9 protein-coding genes and 1 tRNA gene are annotated in these 16,451 nt (G+C 40.5%); 4 read left to right on the top strand and 6 right to left on the bottom strand.

Going from position 1 to position 16,451, the window contains the following annotated elements; translation table 11 throughout:
* Positions 1-274: 274 nt before the first annotated feature.
* Positions 275-2,020, top strand: a complete 1,746-nt coding sequence (locus BM008_RS03740; protein ID WP_091933336.1) for a hypothetical protein — start codon at positions 275-277, stop codon at positions 2,018-2,020.
* Positions 2,017-5,121, top strand: a complete 3,105-nt coding sequence (locus tag BM008_RS03735; RefSeq protein WP_091933333.1) for a hypothetical protein — start codon at positions 2,017-2,019, stop codon at positions 5,119-5,121. The genes BM008_RS03740 and BM008_RS03735 overlap by 4 nt, the downstream gene beginning before the upstream one ends.
* Before the next feature lie 236 nt (positions 5,122-5,357).
* Here the strand turns inward: BM008_RS03735 and BM008_RS03730 are convergent.
* Positions 5,358-5,442 (bottom strand) — tRNA-Leu (locus tag BM008_RS03730).
* Between the two features lie 87 nt (positions 5,443-5,529).
* Here BM008_RS03730 and BM008_RS03725 point away from each other — a divergent pair.
* Positions 5,530-6,285, top strand: coding sequence for an MBL fold metallo-hydrolase (locus BM008_RS03725; protein WP_091933330.1), 756 nt, complete (start codon positions 5,530-5,532; stop codon positions 6,283-6,285).
* A gap of 71 nt (positions 6,286-6,356) precedes the next feature.
* Here the strand turns inward: BM008_RS03725 and BM008_RS03720 are convergent, their stop codons facing one another.
* The 5 genes from BM008_RS03720 to mtaA form a co-directional block, all read right to left on the bottom strand.
* Positions 6,357-6,899 carry a DJ-1/PfpI family protein gene (locus tag BM008_RS03720; protein ID WP_091933327.1) on the bottom strand — a complete coding sequence of 181 codons (543 nt, stop codon included), beginning with the start codon at positions 6,897-6,899 and terminating at the stop codon, positions 6,357-6,359.
* Positions 6,900-7,111: 212 nt separating this feature from the next.
* Positions 7,112-9,094 carry a methyl-accepting chemotaxis protein gene (locus BM008_RS03715; RefSeq protein WP_177187951.1) on the bottom strand — a complete coding sequence of 661 codons (1,983 nt, stop codon included), beginning with the start codon at positions 9,092-9,094 and terminating at the stop codon, positions 7,112-7,114.
* Between the two features lie 410 nt (positions 9,095-9,504).
* Complete coding sequence (locus tag BM008_RS03710; protein ID WP_177187950.1) at positions 9,505-11,571, bottom strand: methyl-accepting chemotaxis protein; 2,067 nt, start codon at positions 11,569-11,571, stop codon at positions 9,505-9,507.
* Positions 11,572-11,862: 291 nt separating this feature from the next.
* Positions 11,863-13,917 carry a methyl-accepting chemotaxis protein gene (locus BM008_RS03705; RefSeq protein ID WP_091933319.1) on the bottom strand — a complete coding sequence of 685 codons (2,055 nt, stop codon included), beginning with the start codon at positions 13,915-13,917 and terminating at the stop codon, positions 11,863-11,865.
* Between the two features lie 433 nt (positions 13,918-14,350).
* The gene (gene mtaA / locus BM008_RS03700; protein WP_091934191.1) at positions 14,351-15,373 is read right to left on the bottom strand and encodes a methylcobamide:CoM methyltransferase MtaA; all 1,023 of its coding nucleotides are present in this window, start codon (positions 15,371-15,373) and stop codon (positions 14,351-14,353) included.
* 268 nt (positions 15,374-15,641) lie between these two features.
* Between mtaA and BM008_RS03695 the strand changes: the two genes are divergently transcribed.
* Complete coding sequence (locus BM008_RS03695; protein WP_091933316.1) at positions 15,642-16,445, top strand: COG1361 family protein; 804 nt, start codon at positions 15,642-15,644, stop codon at positions 16,443-16,445.
* Positions 16,446-16,451 lie beyond the last annotated feature (6 nt).

Raw genomic sequence — 16,451 nt, 5'->3', positions numbered from 1 at the left:
GACGGAGACATGTGTCTCTTTTGTCTTTTCATGCCATATTTAGGAGACAATTCCAAGAGACATATGAGACAAATACAGACGACAGACAAGAGACAGACACAAAGGACAAAGCGACAGACTAATGAGAACAGTCACATTAAACACAAATAATTTATAAGTTATTGTATGATGTAATACACAAAACTATCAATAGACAAAGCCATAACTTACAACAAAGCAAATATCAAAATATCTTTAGAATATGCTGATCATAAGGCCAAAGGTTGTTAATTACATGGACGTTATACCAGTCAAGGAGATACTACTTGAAAATAGACTAGGGAATCCAACATTAAATGCATTGATTTCAAATGTGGATACTTATGAAGTTTTACTATTACAACCTCATGGTGATATAGAGGCAGATGAAAATGGTGTTCGAAATCGCGACCATACACTTGCAATTAATCAGTATAGTCTATTTTTGGAAGATGCAAATAAAAAGCAGGCTGATTTGCTAATTACTCCAGAGTATTCGATGCCATGGTCTGTTCTTGAAACAGTGATTAAAGAAGGGCAAGGGCCTACCAATGGGAAATTATGGGCGCTTGGTTGTGAGAGCATAAAAATAAGTGAACTTGATGCACTAAAATCAGCTCTTGATTCAGTAGCAACTGTAATTTATGAACCACTTGACTCGTTTTCTCCTAAATTTGTCAGCCCACTTGCCTATGTTTTTAAAGCACCAATTGCTGCTAATTTAGAGGAATCAAGAACTGTAATACTCGTACAATTTAAAACAGAGGCAATGGGAGATGTAGACCATTTTGAGAATATTGGTATGCAAAAAGGCACACATCTCTATCTATTTGGCGGAGATGATGCTTCCATAAAACTTGTGTCTTTGATTTGTGCTGATGCTTTTGGGTTTGAGGATACAATTGCTAAAAAGATTCATGATCGTGCTTTGATACTTCATATCCAATTAAACCCTAATCCACGACATGAATCATTTCTTGCATGTAGAAGCAATCTTTTACGATATAGTCGGGATGAAACAGAGATACTCTGTATAAATTGGGCTTCAGATGTTATTATGGAAATAAATGGACAAGATAAGTCTTGGAAAACAATAGCTGGGTCAGCATGGTACTTGAAAACAAAAGACTTCGACGAGTCTGACCATAGACTTTGTGCCAATCACCGACTTGGGCTTTATTACACATATCTTCAACCACACCGATCACATGCATTATTCTTTAATTATGAACCAGCGACTTTTTTGTTGACCGCAACCAAGGTAGCCCATATTGGAGTCCCTGGATCAGCATCAAAGCGTACTGGACCTCGGCTCACTAGAACTTGCACTTGGAATAATGAGGCTAATAAATGGATTGTGCTGGATGCTGTAGATGATGGTTTTTCTACGTTAGTGGATGAAGGAATCGATGCTCAAAGTGCTATTAAACAAATAGCAGATACCAACCCTTTCAATGCAGAGCGCATAATGGCATTATCTTCTGGTGAAATCAATAAAAATAGATGGTATGAAGTTAAATCATTGGATTCTTGTGTAATTGAATTACCTGAGGTTGTCCGAAGAATAACTTTTGCCCAAGATATGCATGAGGATGCAATAAAGTTCAGAACATCTAGGTTACAGCGCTTTAGTCGTTTATGGAATATAATAGAACAAAATGATTTGCCACCCAGTATTAACGATTTAAAAGGTGATTTTGAGTTTCAGTGGTCTCCAAATAATCCTCAACAAAATATCAAATCATCAATTGAAAAATACGCTACAGTAATCTATGTGGGTGAAGATTCTACCATTCCTCAAATAGAAAAAACTGTCACTCGTGTTAACTCCTTTATTTATGAATCATCTTCAGATATCAATCAATGTATATCAGCGCAACAGCGCTTCCATATTTGGTATCGTGATAATAATGATCAAATAGTTCTATACGAACCACACCGTAATCTCAATTATGATCAAACAGGTGATGAATCTCCTGTTGATATTGGGAGGGAACAATGAATTTAACTCTTGAACAAATAAAAAAACGCATTTCAGATTATTATTTCGATGTCCAACAAGTGGATGATACAATTATTCGATTCACTAAGATGGATGGGGGTAATCCTTACGCTATTTGCTATTTAGATCTTGTAGAACACTTACCTAAAACACCAGAAGAAATTAATAATTATCAAGATGGTGTTATAGGGCCCTATTATTTCGAGGGTAAAAAAAGCCTTCAATGGAATAATTATCTCTACTTTATTTTGGATGAAGAACGTTTATCTGAGCCCGATATATTGAAGGCTAGAAAATTAATTGAAAGTAATCGAACTTATGCACGTAAATTAGTCATCTCAGAAGATAAACTCGACTCGATACTTCCACCTGCAAATATTATACCGACTGAAAGCACTCTCCACAAAAGTATCCTTTCAATTTGGACGGATTACCTTATAGATGCGGGATTTGAGGATGCAATTCTAAACAAGCATACAATGCCAGAAAGATTAGATTTGATTAAAAAGTCATATTTAGAATCGAATCCTGAACAAACCTCACAATCCCTGCAATTTCCACGAACTTCCCATTCAACAACACCGGATGTACCTTTTATTAAATCAATGAAGCTAATAAAATATTTGGATTATCCTCTACAAAGACATTTTGAATTTGGCAAAGTAAATCTTATTGTTGGCCCTAATGGCTCAGGTAAAACATCTCTTCTCGAATCAATTGAATTATATTACTGTGGCCGAAATAGAAGGAATCCGGATAATTCACTGGAATATAAATTGAGTGTAGAATTGGCTGAGGGAACTCCTGATGAAGTTGACCATAAGCGGCCTTTATCTGAATTTCGAGATCGTAATCTTATTTGGTATTCTCAATACGAAATTAAGACAAATTATCTGTACCAAAGTTTTGAAAAATTTAACTTTTTAGATACAGATGCTGCTTCGAGGTTGGCAGATTCAGCTTCAGACATTAAAGACGCTCTTTCAAAATTGATATTAGGCTCTGAAACTTCTACAATAGAGACAACAATAAAAAAAGTCCGTACGGCTCTTTCATCTGAGTTAAAAAATCTTAAAGCACTAGAATTACAAACAAGTGATGAAATTGCTGCTTTGGAAATACAGATTCGAGAAGCTAATAGTGTACAACATGAGTCCGACTCAATCTATACTCATTTGAATGAAAAGATTTGCAATATTGGATGGGATTCAACTCAGAATAATAAGGAATTATTTGCTACTAATATTGTGGAAAATCTTTCTGAATTGAAAGTATTACTGGAGCAAGCTTTGGAACTTAAGTGGATTCCTTCTCCTATCTCGCTTGACGGTTTGGTTAGTTACTGCAATAGTGCCAAACCTCTTATTGAAAAGCTTGAAGCCGACATTTCTCGTCTTGAAACATTACTAAAAGATCAGAAAGCTCTTGAAAAATCTAAAAATCAAAAACAAGTAGCATTGTCCCTCTTGGAAGAGGCAAATCAATTGGTAAAAACAGACGTACCTATACTCCTTGAAAATCAAAGAAAACAACAAAAAAGCATATCAAAATATGCTGATTTGTTGGTTGGATTTGATGGAATTAAACTCGATACAATTAAAAAGATATACTTCGATGTTTCTTTGGCTGAATGCTACGAAGACGCGATTTCAAGACTTGATGATGCAAGAAATCTTGCAATAAAGCAAAAAGAAGAATACGACAAATTTACTGAAACACAAGATAAATCTTTCCGTCTTTCACAAGAGCTTCGTGAAATTGCAGATAAGCTTCTGAAGATTAGTCCTGAATCAGATAAATGCCCCCTTTGCAATACACAATTTGATTCTGGTGAATTAGTCAATCATATGACTATGGATATCGATGAACGTCTTAAAAGTCACGCCCAACATTTTGTTTCTCGGATGCATCTTCAAGACAAATTAGTAAGCAATGAACATGATTTGAAGTGCACTTTGGCTTGGTTAATGCGTTATTGTAATGAGAATAATTTATCTACAAATTCCACGTTGCAGCAGGTACTTTCAGAAGTAAAAGAAGTTGAAGAAAGGTTTGAAACAGCTAAAGCTCATCTAGTCGAAATTAATGATAAATTACTTTTATTTGACCCAAACGGATTGGCTAAAGCGAAGATGGAGAATATTGTAGTTAGTTTGAATGAGTCTGGATATACGTTTGCAGATTTCAAGGAAGAGTACGTCGAACAACTGCATAATCGAATTGAACAAGATATGGCCTCTCTTTCAAGTAAGTCTGAGTTTAATGGAGAAAATATACGTGCATTAAAACAAAAGATTGTTATGAATCTGGAGGAAGAAGTACTAGAGACGCAGGATTCGATTGATGCACTAGTTAAATTGAAAGAAAAACTTAATAAAACAGAGAGAATTCAGAAAAAGCTGAGAACTTTTCTCTCATCATTCCCATTTTCGAGTGAAATGCCACTAACAGAGTTATTGGATGAATCTAAATTAATTTATCAACTTGCAGTGGATTTACAAACGGCTCTTAGTAAAGAAAAAAAATCAAGTATTAATTTTTTAAATTCTACGAAACGGTTAGATGTTCTTGAACCAAAGTGCTCTAATTTGCGTAAGGAAATAGATAATCTGGTTAATGCAGATTTCGTTCTTCAAAAGTTGATAGAGGAACATTCCTTGATAGAAGCTATGGGCTCTGAACTTCAAAAGAACCGTGCTAGCATTGAGCATATTTTTTCTTGTATTCATTCACCAGCAGAATTTGAAAAATTCAGTTCAGATTGGCAATCCCTTATTCGAAAGAATGGGGATGTGGCCCACCTGAATCAAATTAGCACTGGTCAAAGAGCAGCGCTCGCTCTGTCAATTTTCCTTTCACAAAATGCTCAACTAAAAAGAGGGCCTCCTGTCGTTCTGATTGATGACCCTATTGCTCATATAGATGATCTAAATGCACTGTCGTTCCTTGACTATATACGTGAACTTGTATTGAGTAGTGATAAACAGGTATTTTTTGCAACATCAAATGAGAAAATAGCCACATTGTTTGAACGAAAATTTGATTTTCTTGGAAATGATAATTTTAAAAAATTTAACCTAAGCAGGTCTTACGCGGATTAATAATTTGCATGGTTGATTTCTAAAGTAACCCAAAAATAGGTAAATGAATATGATTTTTTGATAGAATTATCCATATTTGATTATCTGTTATTTTTAGGTAATACTTCTATTTGATGAAGTTAATTTATAGCTAGAGTTATAGTTTTTTGGAGAAAAATCATTGTAAACTTTTAACATACAACTTCCCAAAATTCTGAGTATCTATTTTCTAAGATACCTATTACCCAAAAACAAAGTGCGGGGGGAGGGATTCGAACCCTCGAAATCCTTCGATACCGGATCTTAAGTCCGGCGCCTTTGACCTAGCTGGGCAACCCCCGCAGTAAGAATAAAGAGTTGTGTGCCGGTCTTGCGGTCTTAAACACGAGATAATAACAATTAAGTTACTTAAGTCTTATTATAGCGGATATGAAAATCACGTTTCTTGGCACAGGAACTGGCATACCTCAGGCTGACAGAGTACAGTCCGGTGTGCTCATGGATACAGGGGATTCCCTTCTGCTCTTCGACTGTGGATGCGGGGTCCTTGGACGAATATTCGAGAGCGGGTACCAGCATAAGGATATCACAGGTATAGTGCTTACCCACCTGCATCTCGACCACGTAGGGGATGTACTGGCACTCATCAAGGCAAACTGGCTAATTGGCAGGACCGACATGAAACTGTACGGGCCGCAGGGCACGCGGGAATGGTTTGAGAAGACACTGGACGTTTACGACTATCTCAGGGACAGGTTCACCGTGGATATCACTGAGCTCTCGCCCGGGGATGAGTTCACGCCCGAAGGCTCCGATTGCGTAATAAGCTGTGCAAAGACCGTACACACAGACAACTCACTGGCCTATCGTCTCGAAAAAGAAGGCAAGAGCGTGGTCTACACAGGTGACACAGAGCCATGCTACGAAGTAATGGAACTGGCAGAGGGTGTGGAAGTGCTAATACACGAATGCTCCTTCCCGCTGGGTTTCCCCATGACCAACCACACCACACCTGACATGCTCTCCCTCATGCTTGAAGAGGAACCTCTCGACGTAAAAGATATCTATCTCACGCATCTCTACCCTCACATGCAGGGACGCTACAGAGAAGCAGTGGACCACCTCAGGAAATACTTCAAAGGCAACGTCACAATAGCAAAAGACCTCATGGAGATTGAGATCTGACCGGATGTCCGGTCAATATAGAAAAAGAAAAGAAAGAACAAAGGAAAAATATAAGGCCGGTCCCACCGGCTTCACATCTCCTCCAGAGCCTCAAGGACCGCCTCACCGAACTGCTCCGCAGCAGTTGGGTCACGTGCTGTAACAACATTCTCAACGATGATCACATCCTCATTCTCATAATCAGCACCACCATCAAGAAGCTCCTTGATAGATGCAGGATCTTTGAACACCGTTGCCTTCTTACCCTCAAGGACACCTGCCCTTGCAAGGATCACAGGTGACACACAGATCGCAGCCACCACCTTTGCCAGATCGAATGCCTCGGCCACCAGCTTCTGGAGCTTTTTATCAGGCCACAGCAGTTTTCTTGAACCAGGTCCTCCGGCTATCACAATAGCATCATACTCTGTTATATTGACATTACCTATCGTAACATCAGGCTTAGCAGTTCCCCCAAGTACTCCTGTCGCTTCCTTCATAGTATTACTTGCAATAGTGATAGAGATCCCTGCATCTTCGAACACATCCCTTGGTTCAAAGAACTCCTCATCCCTGAACCCTTCCTGTGCGATAACCATTAGAATTTTTTTGCTACTTAGATCAGATCCTGACATAATATCACTTTTGTATCAACCTTACCAATATCATTTTTTACATTTCCGCCAGGCGGAACGATCATAATGCTAATTATCTAAAATATTCTCAATACTGATTCTTTCATTCCAGCTACTTATATCTGACGAACTAAAAGAAAAGAATAGAGAGCCTTAGACCATACAGATTAAGAAAAACAAAAAAGAACAGGAAAAGATATCTTCTTCCCTGATCAATCTGTAATATACTTTGAAACGATCTCCTGCATCTCAGAGGCCATCTGTGCCAGTTCCTCAGAGCTCTTGGCAATATCCTGCATGGATGCACTCTGCTCCTCTATGGCTGCCGATGTTTCCTGTGTACCGGCTGCTGCCTCCTGTGATATCGAGGCCACCTCATCTATGGTTGCCGTCACCTCTTCAATGGAAGCAGATTGTTCCTCGGCTGCTGCTGCGATATTTCCTGCCATTATAGCGACCTTGTTACTCTCCTCGACTATCTTTTTAACAGCCTCAACAGTGCTTGTAAGGGCAGTGACACCTGAAGTTACGGTCCTGGTACCTTCATCCATGGAACTTACCGCGCCATGTGTCTCTTCCATTATCAGCGTCAGCAGCTCTGATATCTGGGAAGCTGCAGTTCCTGAGTTCTCTGCCAGTTTCCTCACCTCATCAGCAACAACTGCAAAACCACGTCCGTGTTCACCAGCACGTGCAGCTTCAATGGCTGCATTTAGTGCAAGAAGGTTCGTCTGGTCTGCGATATTGGTGATAAGCTGCACCATCTCACCGATCCTGTTGGATTTCTCCTCAAGCTCCTTGATGGCCGTAGCTGAACTATCCGTAGCTCTCTGTATGGCATCCATCTGCAAAAGAAGATCACTGGATTGGTCACCAACACTTGCAATGAATTCCTTTGCAGCATTAGCAGCCTCAGAAGCCTCCTGGGCATTGCTGGCAATATCCTGTACACCAATGGTCATATCGTTCATCGTCCTGGCAATATCATCGGTCCTTGTGGACTGGTCCATAGAACCTTTAGCAATATCACCCACAGTGGTTGCAACCTGTGAAGATGCTGCAGTTATTTCCTCAATAGAAGCAGACATCTCTTCTGCGGTCGAAGCTACATTATTGGCACTTCTGCTCACCACATTTATCACATTGGTAAGAGTATCTAAAATGCTGTTCAGACCACGTGGTATGTCCAGGAAATCAACTGCTACGTCCGTCTCAGCCCTTGTATTTATCCTTCCTTCCAGAGCATCGTCCGATATCTTCTTGAAATCTGCAACGATACTGTTCACATCACCGGAAATTGATCTGCTTATAAGGAGTGCTGCTGCAGATCCAAGTACCAGAAATACTAATACTGCTGCTATAAGTCCGTTCCTGATAGCTTTTACAGGAGCTTCGAACTCTTCGATATATGTACCGGATGCAATGATCCAGTCCATTTCTTCATAATAGGCATAACTGATAGCCTTATCACGTCCCTGCCATTCATAGACAAGTCTTCCTTCCTTTTCTGCGACCATGGTCTTTGCAAAATCATTTGAAAGAAGGTTATCTCCCTCAACAGTAGGATGAATGATAACGTCACCATTAGAATCCATCACATACATGTAACCGGTCTCACCGAACACTATCTGTGACATCTGCTCTTTGATGATCAGACGGTAATGTTCCACGGGCATACCCACGAACAGTATACCGATAGTTTCCCCTGTATTGGCCTTAATAGGCTCATAGATGCTCAGGTATTCCTCTCCGAGTACATTTGCCTCACCAATAAAGGTCTGTCCTCCACGGACCACTTTCTGATAGATATCTTCAGAAACAGCCGTTCCCACAACACGACTACCTGTGTTTCCTACTATCGTTGTAGATATACGGACTGCTGAATCGTCCATGACCTGGAAGATCGTGACATCTGTACCGGTCTCTTCTTTTACTCTGTCAACAAGCGCAAAATTATTATTTATCGTATAGTCATCGCCATAAGTAAGCTCCCCGTTCAATATCGATGGAGAACCATGACTGAGCATTTCGATCGATGCCACACCCATACTTGATGCAAGGTTATCCTCAGCGATCGTGAATATTGCTCCAACATACTGCTCTTCCATGTAGACCTGTTCATCAAGTCTCTCATGTAACTGTTCCCTGATGGCAGTAGAGGTTTGCTCGTAGGCAAAAAGACCCACAGATGCCATAGGTAAAATTGTTAGTATCAAAGCAAATACAATGATCTTCCGACTAATTGTTATTTTTTTCCAGTTAAAAGTAGTGCCCTTCCATTTCAATCCACCACATCCAATGATCATATACAAATAATAACACAATGATCAATGTCCTGAATTCAGAATGACCACATTTTGTATAAGTTACACATTTGCATTATATTTTCATAGGGTTACAAAGTATAAAAATATAAAGAGAATCAATATAATTAGGAAGTCAGATATTGGAAGAATAGACGACACCATTAGAAACATTATGGAATAAAAATAAGATAATAGACATTCTCCAAATAAAATTGGGAGTATGAAAATAACGAAAAACAGCAATGATAAAAAAAGAGCAAGAATAAGAATGAAAAGAAGGGATGATCCCTTCTCCGGTCTTATTCTGTTACGTATTTTGCAACAAATTCCTGCATTTCAGAAGCCATCTGAGCAAGTTCCTGTGAACTCGTTGCAAGTTCGTGCATAGATGCGTTCTGCTGTTCCACTGCTGCAGAGGTCTCCTGTGTACCAGCTGCTGCTTCCTGTGAGATAGAAGCGACCTCATCAACAGTCGCAGTGACCTCTTCTATTGAAGCGGACTGTTCCTCAGCTGCTGCTGCAATATTCTCTGCCATAAGAGCAACCCTGTTACTCTCCTCAACGATCCTCTGGACAGCTTCAACAGTGTGAGTAAGTGCATCTACACCTTCAGACACGGTCTTAGTTCCGGATTCCATAGAGGTCACAGCTGCATGGGTACCATCCTGTATCTCACCGATAAGTCCTGATATCTGGGAAGCTGCAGTTCCTGAGTCTTCAGCAAGCTTTCTTACCTCATCAGCTACAACCGCGAAACCACGACCGTGTTCTCCTGCCCTTGCTGCCTCGATCGCAGCGTTCAGAGCAAGCAGGTTTGTCTGGTCAGCAATGTTGGTTATGAGCTGTACGATCTCACCGATCTGGTTAGACTTACCTTCAAGTTCCTTGATAACATTTGCAGAACCATTGGTAGCAGCCTGGATAGCATCCATCTGAACAAGCATGTCCCTGGACTGATCACCAACATCTGAGATGAACTCTTTTGCTGCATTTGCTGCTTCTGCTGCCTGCTGAGCATTGCTTGCAATATCCTGCACACCAATGGTCATATCGTTCATGGTTCTTGCTACATCCTCTGCCCTTGAGGACTGAGCCTGGGATCCCTGTGCGATCTCATTCACAGTTGTTGAGACCTGTGTGGAAGCCGCAGTCATCTGCTCAACGGATGCAGACATCTCTTCTGCAGTTGAAGCAACACTGTTAGCGCTCTTTGTTACTACATTTATGACACCTGTAAGAGTTTCCAGAATATCATTAAGACCTTTTGGAATATCAACAAAATCAATATCCACATCTGTTTCAGCTCTGGAATTTACCTTACCATCGATCGCATCATCTGATATCTTCTTGAAATCAGAAACGATCCCTTCCACACCTTTGGAGATGGAACGGCTTATGAAAAGACCAGCTCCGGAACCCAGGAGAACACATATGATCACAGCAGCTATAATTCCATTCCTGATAGCTCTTACAGGAGCCTCGAACTCATCGAAATAAGTTCCTGTAGCGACGATCCAGTCCTTATCAGGATAATAAGTATAGCTCATTACCTTTTCCCGGCCTTCCCAGACATAATCGATCCTTCCTTCCTTATTTGCGACCATTTCTTTTACAAAATCATTTTGATAGACATTGTCGCCTTCACTGGTCGGGTGGATTATGAGATTACCACTGGTGTCCATCACATACATATAACCAGTCTCACCAACGGTTATGTCCAATATCTGTTCTCTGATCGTCTGAGTGTAGTGTGCTTCAGGCAGACCGACAAAAAGAATACCAATTATCTTTCCTGATGTATCCTTTATAGGTTCATAGATACCTATGTACCATTCACCAAGAACATCAGATCTTCCGGTATATGTCTGACCTTCCCGGACAACGCTCTGATAAACAGCATCAGTAAGACTTGTACCTACTAAACGGCTTCCGGCACTGTTCTTGATAGTAGTTGAAACACGTACTGCAGAACCATCCTTTACCTGGAATATAGTGAGATCCCCACCGGTCTCTGCTTTAAGTTCATCAACAAGGTCATAATTACCATTGACAACATGGTCGTCACCAAATAACAGGTTACCATTGGATATCATTGGAGTTCCCAATGAATAGAAACTATTATGGGCCACACCTAGATTGGCTTTCAGACTTTCCTGACCTACTGAAAAGACAGCATCAATGTACTGTTCTTCCATCCATACCTGCTCATCAAGTTTTTCGTATACCTGTTCTTCTATAGCAGAAGAGGTCTGTTCATAAGCGAACAGTCCCACAGCACTTACAGGTAAAATACTAAGTATCAAAGCAAGAGCAATGATCTTTTTATTAATAGTTATATTCTTAAGATCTAATGTAGTTATTTTCAAGTGTATCACCCATCTAAAAAATGTAAATAATAATTGAGATATGATCCATCTTAGATTATGGTTCAATTTTGAGTATTAGTTGAACAATTGTATATACAACAATTCAAATATAAAAATGTAGTGATAACACTCTGCAATTTTTCAACATGCGTAGACGCACTGAATATTAAAATTTAGAAATATACAAATATCTTTTTAGTAAAAAAATAGATTAAATAATAGACAAAGATGATAAAAAGAAGATAATAACTTAAAAAAAGAAAAGAGAAGGGACACTTCCCTTCTTCATACTTATTCTGTCTGGTACTTTGCAACGAATTCCTGCATCTCAGAAGCCATCTGAGCAAGTTCCTGTGAACTCTTTGCAAGCTCTTGCATGGATGCACTCTGCTGCTCTACAGCTGCAGAGGTTTCCTGTGTACCGGCTGCTGCCTCTTCTGATATAGAAGCGACCTCATCGACCGTTGCAGTGACCTCTTCGATCGAAGCGGACTGTTCCTCAGCTGCTGCTGCAATATTCTCAGCCATAAGAGCAACCTTGTTACTCTCTTCAACGATCCTTTGCACAGCTTCAACAGTATGAGTAAGTGCATCTACACCTTCTGTAACTGTCTTTGTACCGGATTCCATTGAAGTTACTGCTGCATGGGTACCTTCCTGGATCTCTGCGATCAGTTCTGATATCTGGGATGCTGCAGTTCCTGAGTTCTCAGCAAGCTTCCTTACTTCATCAGCTACAACAGCGAAACCACGACCGTGTTCTCCTGCCCTTGCTGCCTCGATCGCAGCGTTCAGTGCAAGCAGGTTGGTCTGGTCAGCAATGTTGGTGATAAGCTGTACGATCTCACCGATCTGGTTAGACTTACCTTCAAGTTCCTTGATAACATTTGCAGAGCCATTGGTAGCAGCCTGGATAGCGTCCATCTGAACAAGCATATCTCTGGACTGGTTGCCGACATCTGTAATGAAGTCCCTTGAAGAGTTAGCTGCTTCTGCTGCCTGCTGAGCATTGGTTGCAATATCCTGCACACCGATGGTCATATCATTCATGGTCCTTGCTACATCCTCTGCCCTTGAAGATTGTTCCTGTGAACCTCTTGCGATCTCGTTCACGGTTGTTGAGACCTGTGTGGAAGCTGCGGTCATCTGCTCAATGGATGCAGACATCTGTTCTGCAGTTGAAGCGACACCATTAGAGCTCTTAGTTACTACATTGATAACGCTTGTAAGAGTTTCCAGGATCTCATTAAGACCTAGTGGAATATCTGTAAAGTCGATATCTACATCAGTTTCAGCTCTTGAATTGATCTTACCTTCCATTGCATCGGTTGAGATCTTCTTGAAGTCTGAAACAATGTTCTCTACACCCTTGGATATCGATCTGCTGATAAGATATGCTGCACCTGAACCAAGTATCACGAATATAAGTACTGCAATTACAAGACCGTTCCTGATAGCCCTTACAGGAGCCTCGAACTCATCGATGTATGTACCTGATGCAATGATCCATTCGTTATCCGGATAGTATGCATAACTGATAGCCTTTTCACGACCCTGCCAGTCGTAAACGAGTCTTCCTTCCTTTTCTGCTACCATTGTCTTTGCAAAATCATTTTCCAGAAGGTTGTCTCCTTCAACAGTAGGATGGATAATGACATCACCACTGGTGTCCATCACATACATGTAACCGGTTTCACCAACGACAATAGTTGACATCTGTTCCTTGATTATCTGACGATAGTGTTCTTCTGGAAGACCAGCAAAAAGAATACCTATGGTCTTTCCTGTTGCATCCCTGATAGGTTTATAGGTACCTATGTAGGTTTCACCAAACACATCTGCTTGACCTTCATGGTTCTGTCCTCTCTGTACGACAGTCTGGTAAACTTCCTGAGAGACTGCTGTGCCTACAATACGATTTCCATTGTCATCAACCAAAGTAGTAGCAACACGAATTGCTGAACTACCGGATACCTGGAATACAGTGACATCTGACCCGGTCTCTTCCTTAATGGTGTCAACAAGACCATAGTTATTATTAATGACCGTATCACCAAATACCAGATCCCCATCTGATATTGAAGCTTCTCCATATTCATTCAGTTGAAGACTGGCAACACCAATACTAGCTTGAAGTGTTTCCTTTGCTACCGAGAATACAGCTGCAACGTATTGCTCTTCCATAGAGACCTGTTCATCAAGCCTTTCATGGAGTTGTTCCCTTATAGCAGTAGAAGTTTGCTCATAGGCAAACAGACCAACGGCTGTTACTGGCAAAATTGTAAGGATCAATGCGAAGACAATGATCTTACGACTTATTGTTATGTTTTTTAAATTCAGTTTCAAGTGTCCACATCCTCTTGTAGTATATACGTAATTTCGAGTGAATTAACAATTGTGAATAGATATTCGCGTACATATGTGTAATAGTTACACATTTGAGCCAGCATTCTATATAATCTGAAAATATATAAATGTGTTGTTTAGTTTGCAAATACCCGAACAAAAAAAAGAAAGGCTCCGCAACAATACCTTTTTTTATACTCAATAAATTTATGTGAAGATCTACAATGTTAGAATGTTCAAAAAAGAGATACGTTAATGCAATTGAGAAATATCCAGTTTGATCCAAATATTTGTATTTACACATACAGCCATTATTTTTTGAATGTCTTGTGCATATTGTATAAACACATTATATTAGACCAAACATAATATCCAAACTTATTATCACTAAATTATAGATATGATCGGCTGTACAATAAGCAAATCATTCATCTTATTCATAGAACTCATCCCTTGCGGCCACAAGAGCTCTAATATTCTCCACCGGAGTATGAGGTGCTATTCCACACCCTGGTGCCAGTATACCAACACCGTCCTCAATACATTGTTTTGCCTCTTTCTTTATCTGGTCCGGACTTTTCCCAAGCAATGTTGCCGCAGGCGAGACATTTCCGATCAGGCAAAGCCTGTCCCCAACAACCTGACTTGCATAGGCAATATCCACCTTCTCCTCAACACTCAGACCGTCAAATCCAGATACAGCGACCATTTCAAGGATATCGGTTGCATCTCCGCATATGTGGATGATACTGTGACCTTTCATTTCTCTGGTGAGCTCTTTATAGTGAGGAAGAACAAGGGATCCGAAAAGTGGTGGTGGTAAAAGGTCAGGACCTGCCTCTGAATCTATAATTACAACAGCATCCACACCTCTTTCAAAAAGGGCATTGGCATATTCCACACAGACCCTGGTTCCAAGAACTATAAGTTCTTCAAGGATATCCGGATCAGTTATACACCATTTAAGATAATTCCTGGCACCACACAAATAGAACGCAATAGCAGCAGGTCCGATCATCCCTGCTATCACAGGAACATCATCCGATACCCTGCTCTTTATAATATCAGTGGCTTCAAGCATCGCACTGATCCTTCTTGACCCAAGAAGATCACCCGGAACTGAGATACCTGCAACATCATCCTTGTTCTTACATGGATGATCGAGCTGATAGGGTTGTGTGTCAATAGAACCCTTATCAAAACTACAACCAAGGGTCTCAGCTATAACTGTTGTACAAAAAGGATACCTTACAGCTTCAAGTCCCAAGACCTCATGTCCTGCGATCGCCAGTGTAGCCATTTTCTCTGGATCATAATGTGCATCAGGCCATTTAGCACCCGTAAGTTCCATGAGTTCTACAATACCTGTCTGGGTCACCGAGCATACAGGAACCCTGTCAACCTCTTTCTTTTCAAGTGAATAGATAAAACGCTCTTTCAATGTCATGGCAGCCAAGGTAGTATCCTCCTGAAGCATAGAAAAGGTCACTAAAGGAATGTGACCACAGAACTATGCATGTTACACTAATAATAAGGTTTCTTTCTGGTGAGAAACACCCAGGATATTATCATGATCTTAAAAGTATTCTTTTTTTGTTGTCACTGTTAATTATATGTCAACATATTATTCCTTTGTAGAATAATATAAAATATAACAATTAAAATCAAAATTTATCAAAGGTTTTATATGTACGCAAGTAACTTCTGGAAGTGAGGTACCAATTATGGCTAAAATGTTTCAAAAGATGATAGTGATAGGATCACTATTGGTTCTTGTATTGATGTCGGGGTGTGCGGAACAAACAGCCGACCCTGTAAGCCCGGAAAATGTCTTCCTTTCAGCACCTTCTGTTGTTATAAAGGAATTCAATTCACAGGATATTGCCCTGACAGTTACTAACAATGACACACAGGCAATTGATTCTGTCCAGCTGACAGGGTCTTTACCACTTACGGTCACAGGAACAAATTCTATCAATATACCTGGAAAAGAAGGAACTGCCGGATCATCGGTCCTGTCTGCCCAGGTCACAGCACCTGCATATGATGCAGATGTCAATGACTCTGCATTGACCATCAGTTATCTTTCAGGCATGGATGAGGATGGAGCTCAGATAACAAAGACAGCATCCACACCTATTGACGTTACAATACTTCCTGATGTACAGCTTCAGTTCCTTGGTTTTGTCAAGGATATGGATTCACTTCGTACAACAGCAGCCGAGTCATGGGAACTTGAAGCAGGTGACAATGCGACCATCACGTTCTCCGTAAAGAACCACGGACAGAGCACAATACCTGCAGGTCTTCTCACCGTTGTAGTTGACGTTGACAACAAGCTCATGGCAGACCAGGCTTCCCTGAACATCACACAGGCAATGGCAAAGAGCGGAACATCCTACACCAAGGGATTGCAGATACCTGTCAATGATGATGCACCTAACGGCGAGACCGATGTGTATGTCAGGTTGATGTATGGAGACTACACAGTAGATGAGCAGACACTCACACTAACAGTCAAACTGTAGGCGGTA

Origin of the sequence: Methanolobus profundi (genome assembly GCF_900114835.1) — an archaeon.
Lineage (GTDB): Archaea > Halobacteriota > Methanosarcinia > Methanosarcinales > Methanosarcinaceae > Methanolobus > Methanolobus profundi.
The sequence above is the reverse complement of the archived record's forward strand: the minus strand, read 5'-3'. Positions and strand labels throughout refer to the sequence as shown.

Coding starts and splice junctions, on each gene's coding strand:
- BM008_RS03715 (WP_177187951.1), bottom strand. CDS start 9,094: ATGGCATCTGTGGGTCTTTTTGCCTACGAGCAAACCTCTACTGCCATC.
- BM008_RS03725 (WP_091933330.1), top strand. CDS start 5,530: ATGAAAATCACGTTTCTTGGCACAGGAACTGGCATACCTCAGGCTGAC.
- BM008_RS03695 (WP_091933316.1), top strand. CDS start 15,642: ATGGCTAAAATGTTTCAAAAGATGATAGTGATAGGATCACTATTGGTT.
- BM008_RS03735 (WP_091933333.1), top strand. CDS start 2,017: ATGAATTTAACTCTTGAACAAATAAAAAAACGCATTTCAGATTATTAT.
- BM008_RS03720 (WP_091933327.1), bottom strand. CDS start 6,899: ATGTCAGGATCTGATCTAAGTAGCAAAAAAATTCTAATGGTTATCGCA.
- BM008_RS03740 (WP_091933336.1), top strand. CDS start 275: ATGGACGTTATACCAGTCAAGGAGATACTACTTGAAAATAGACTAGGG.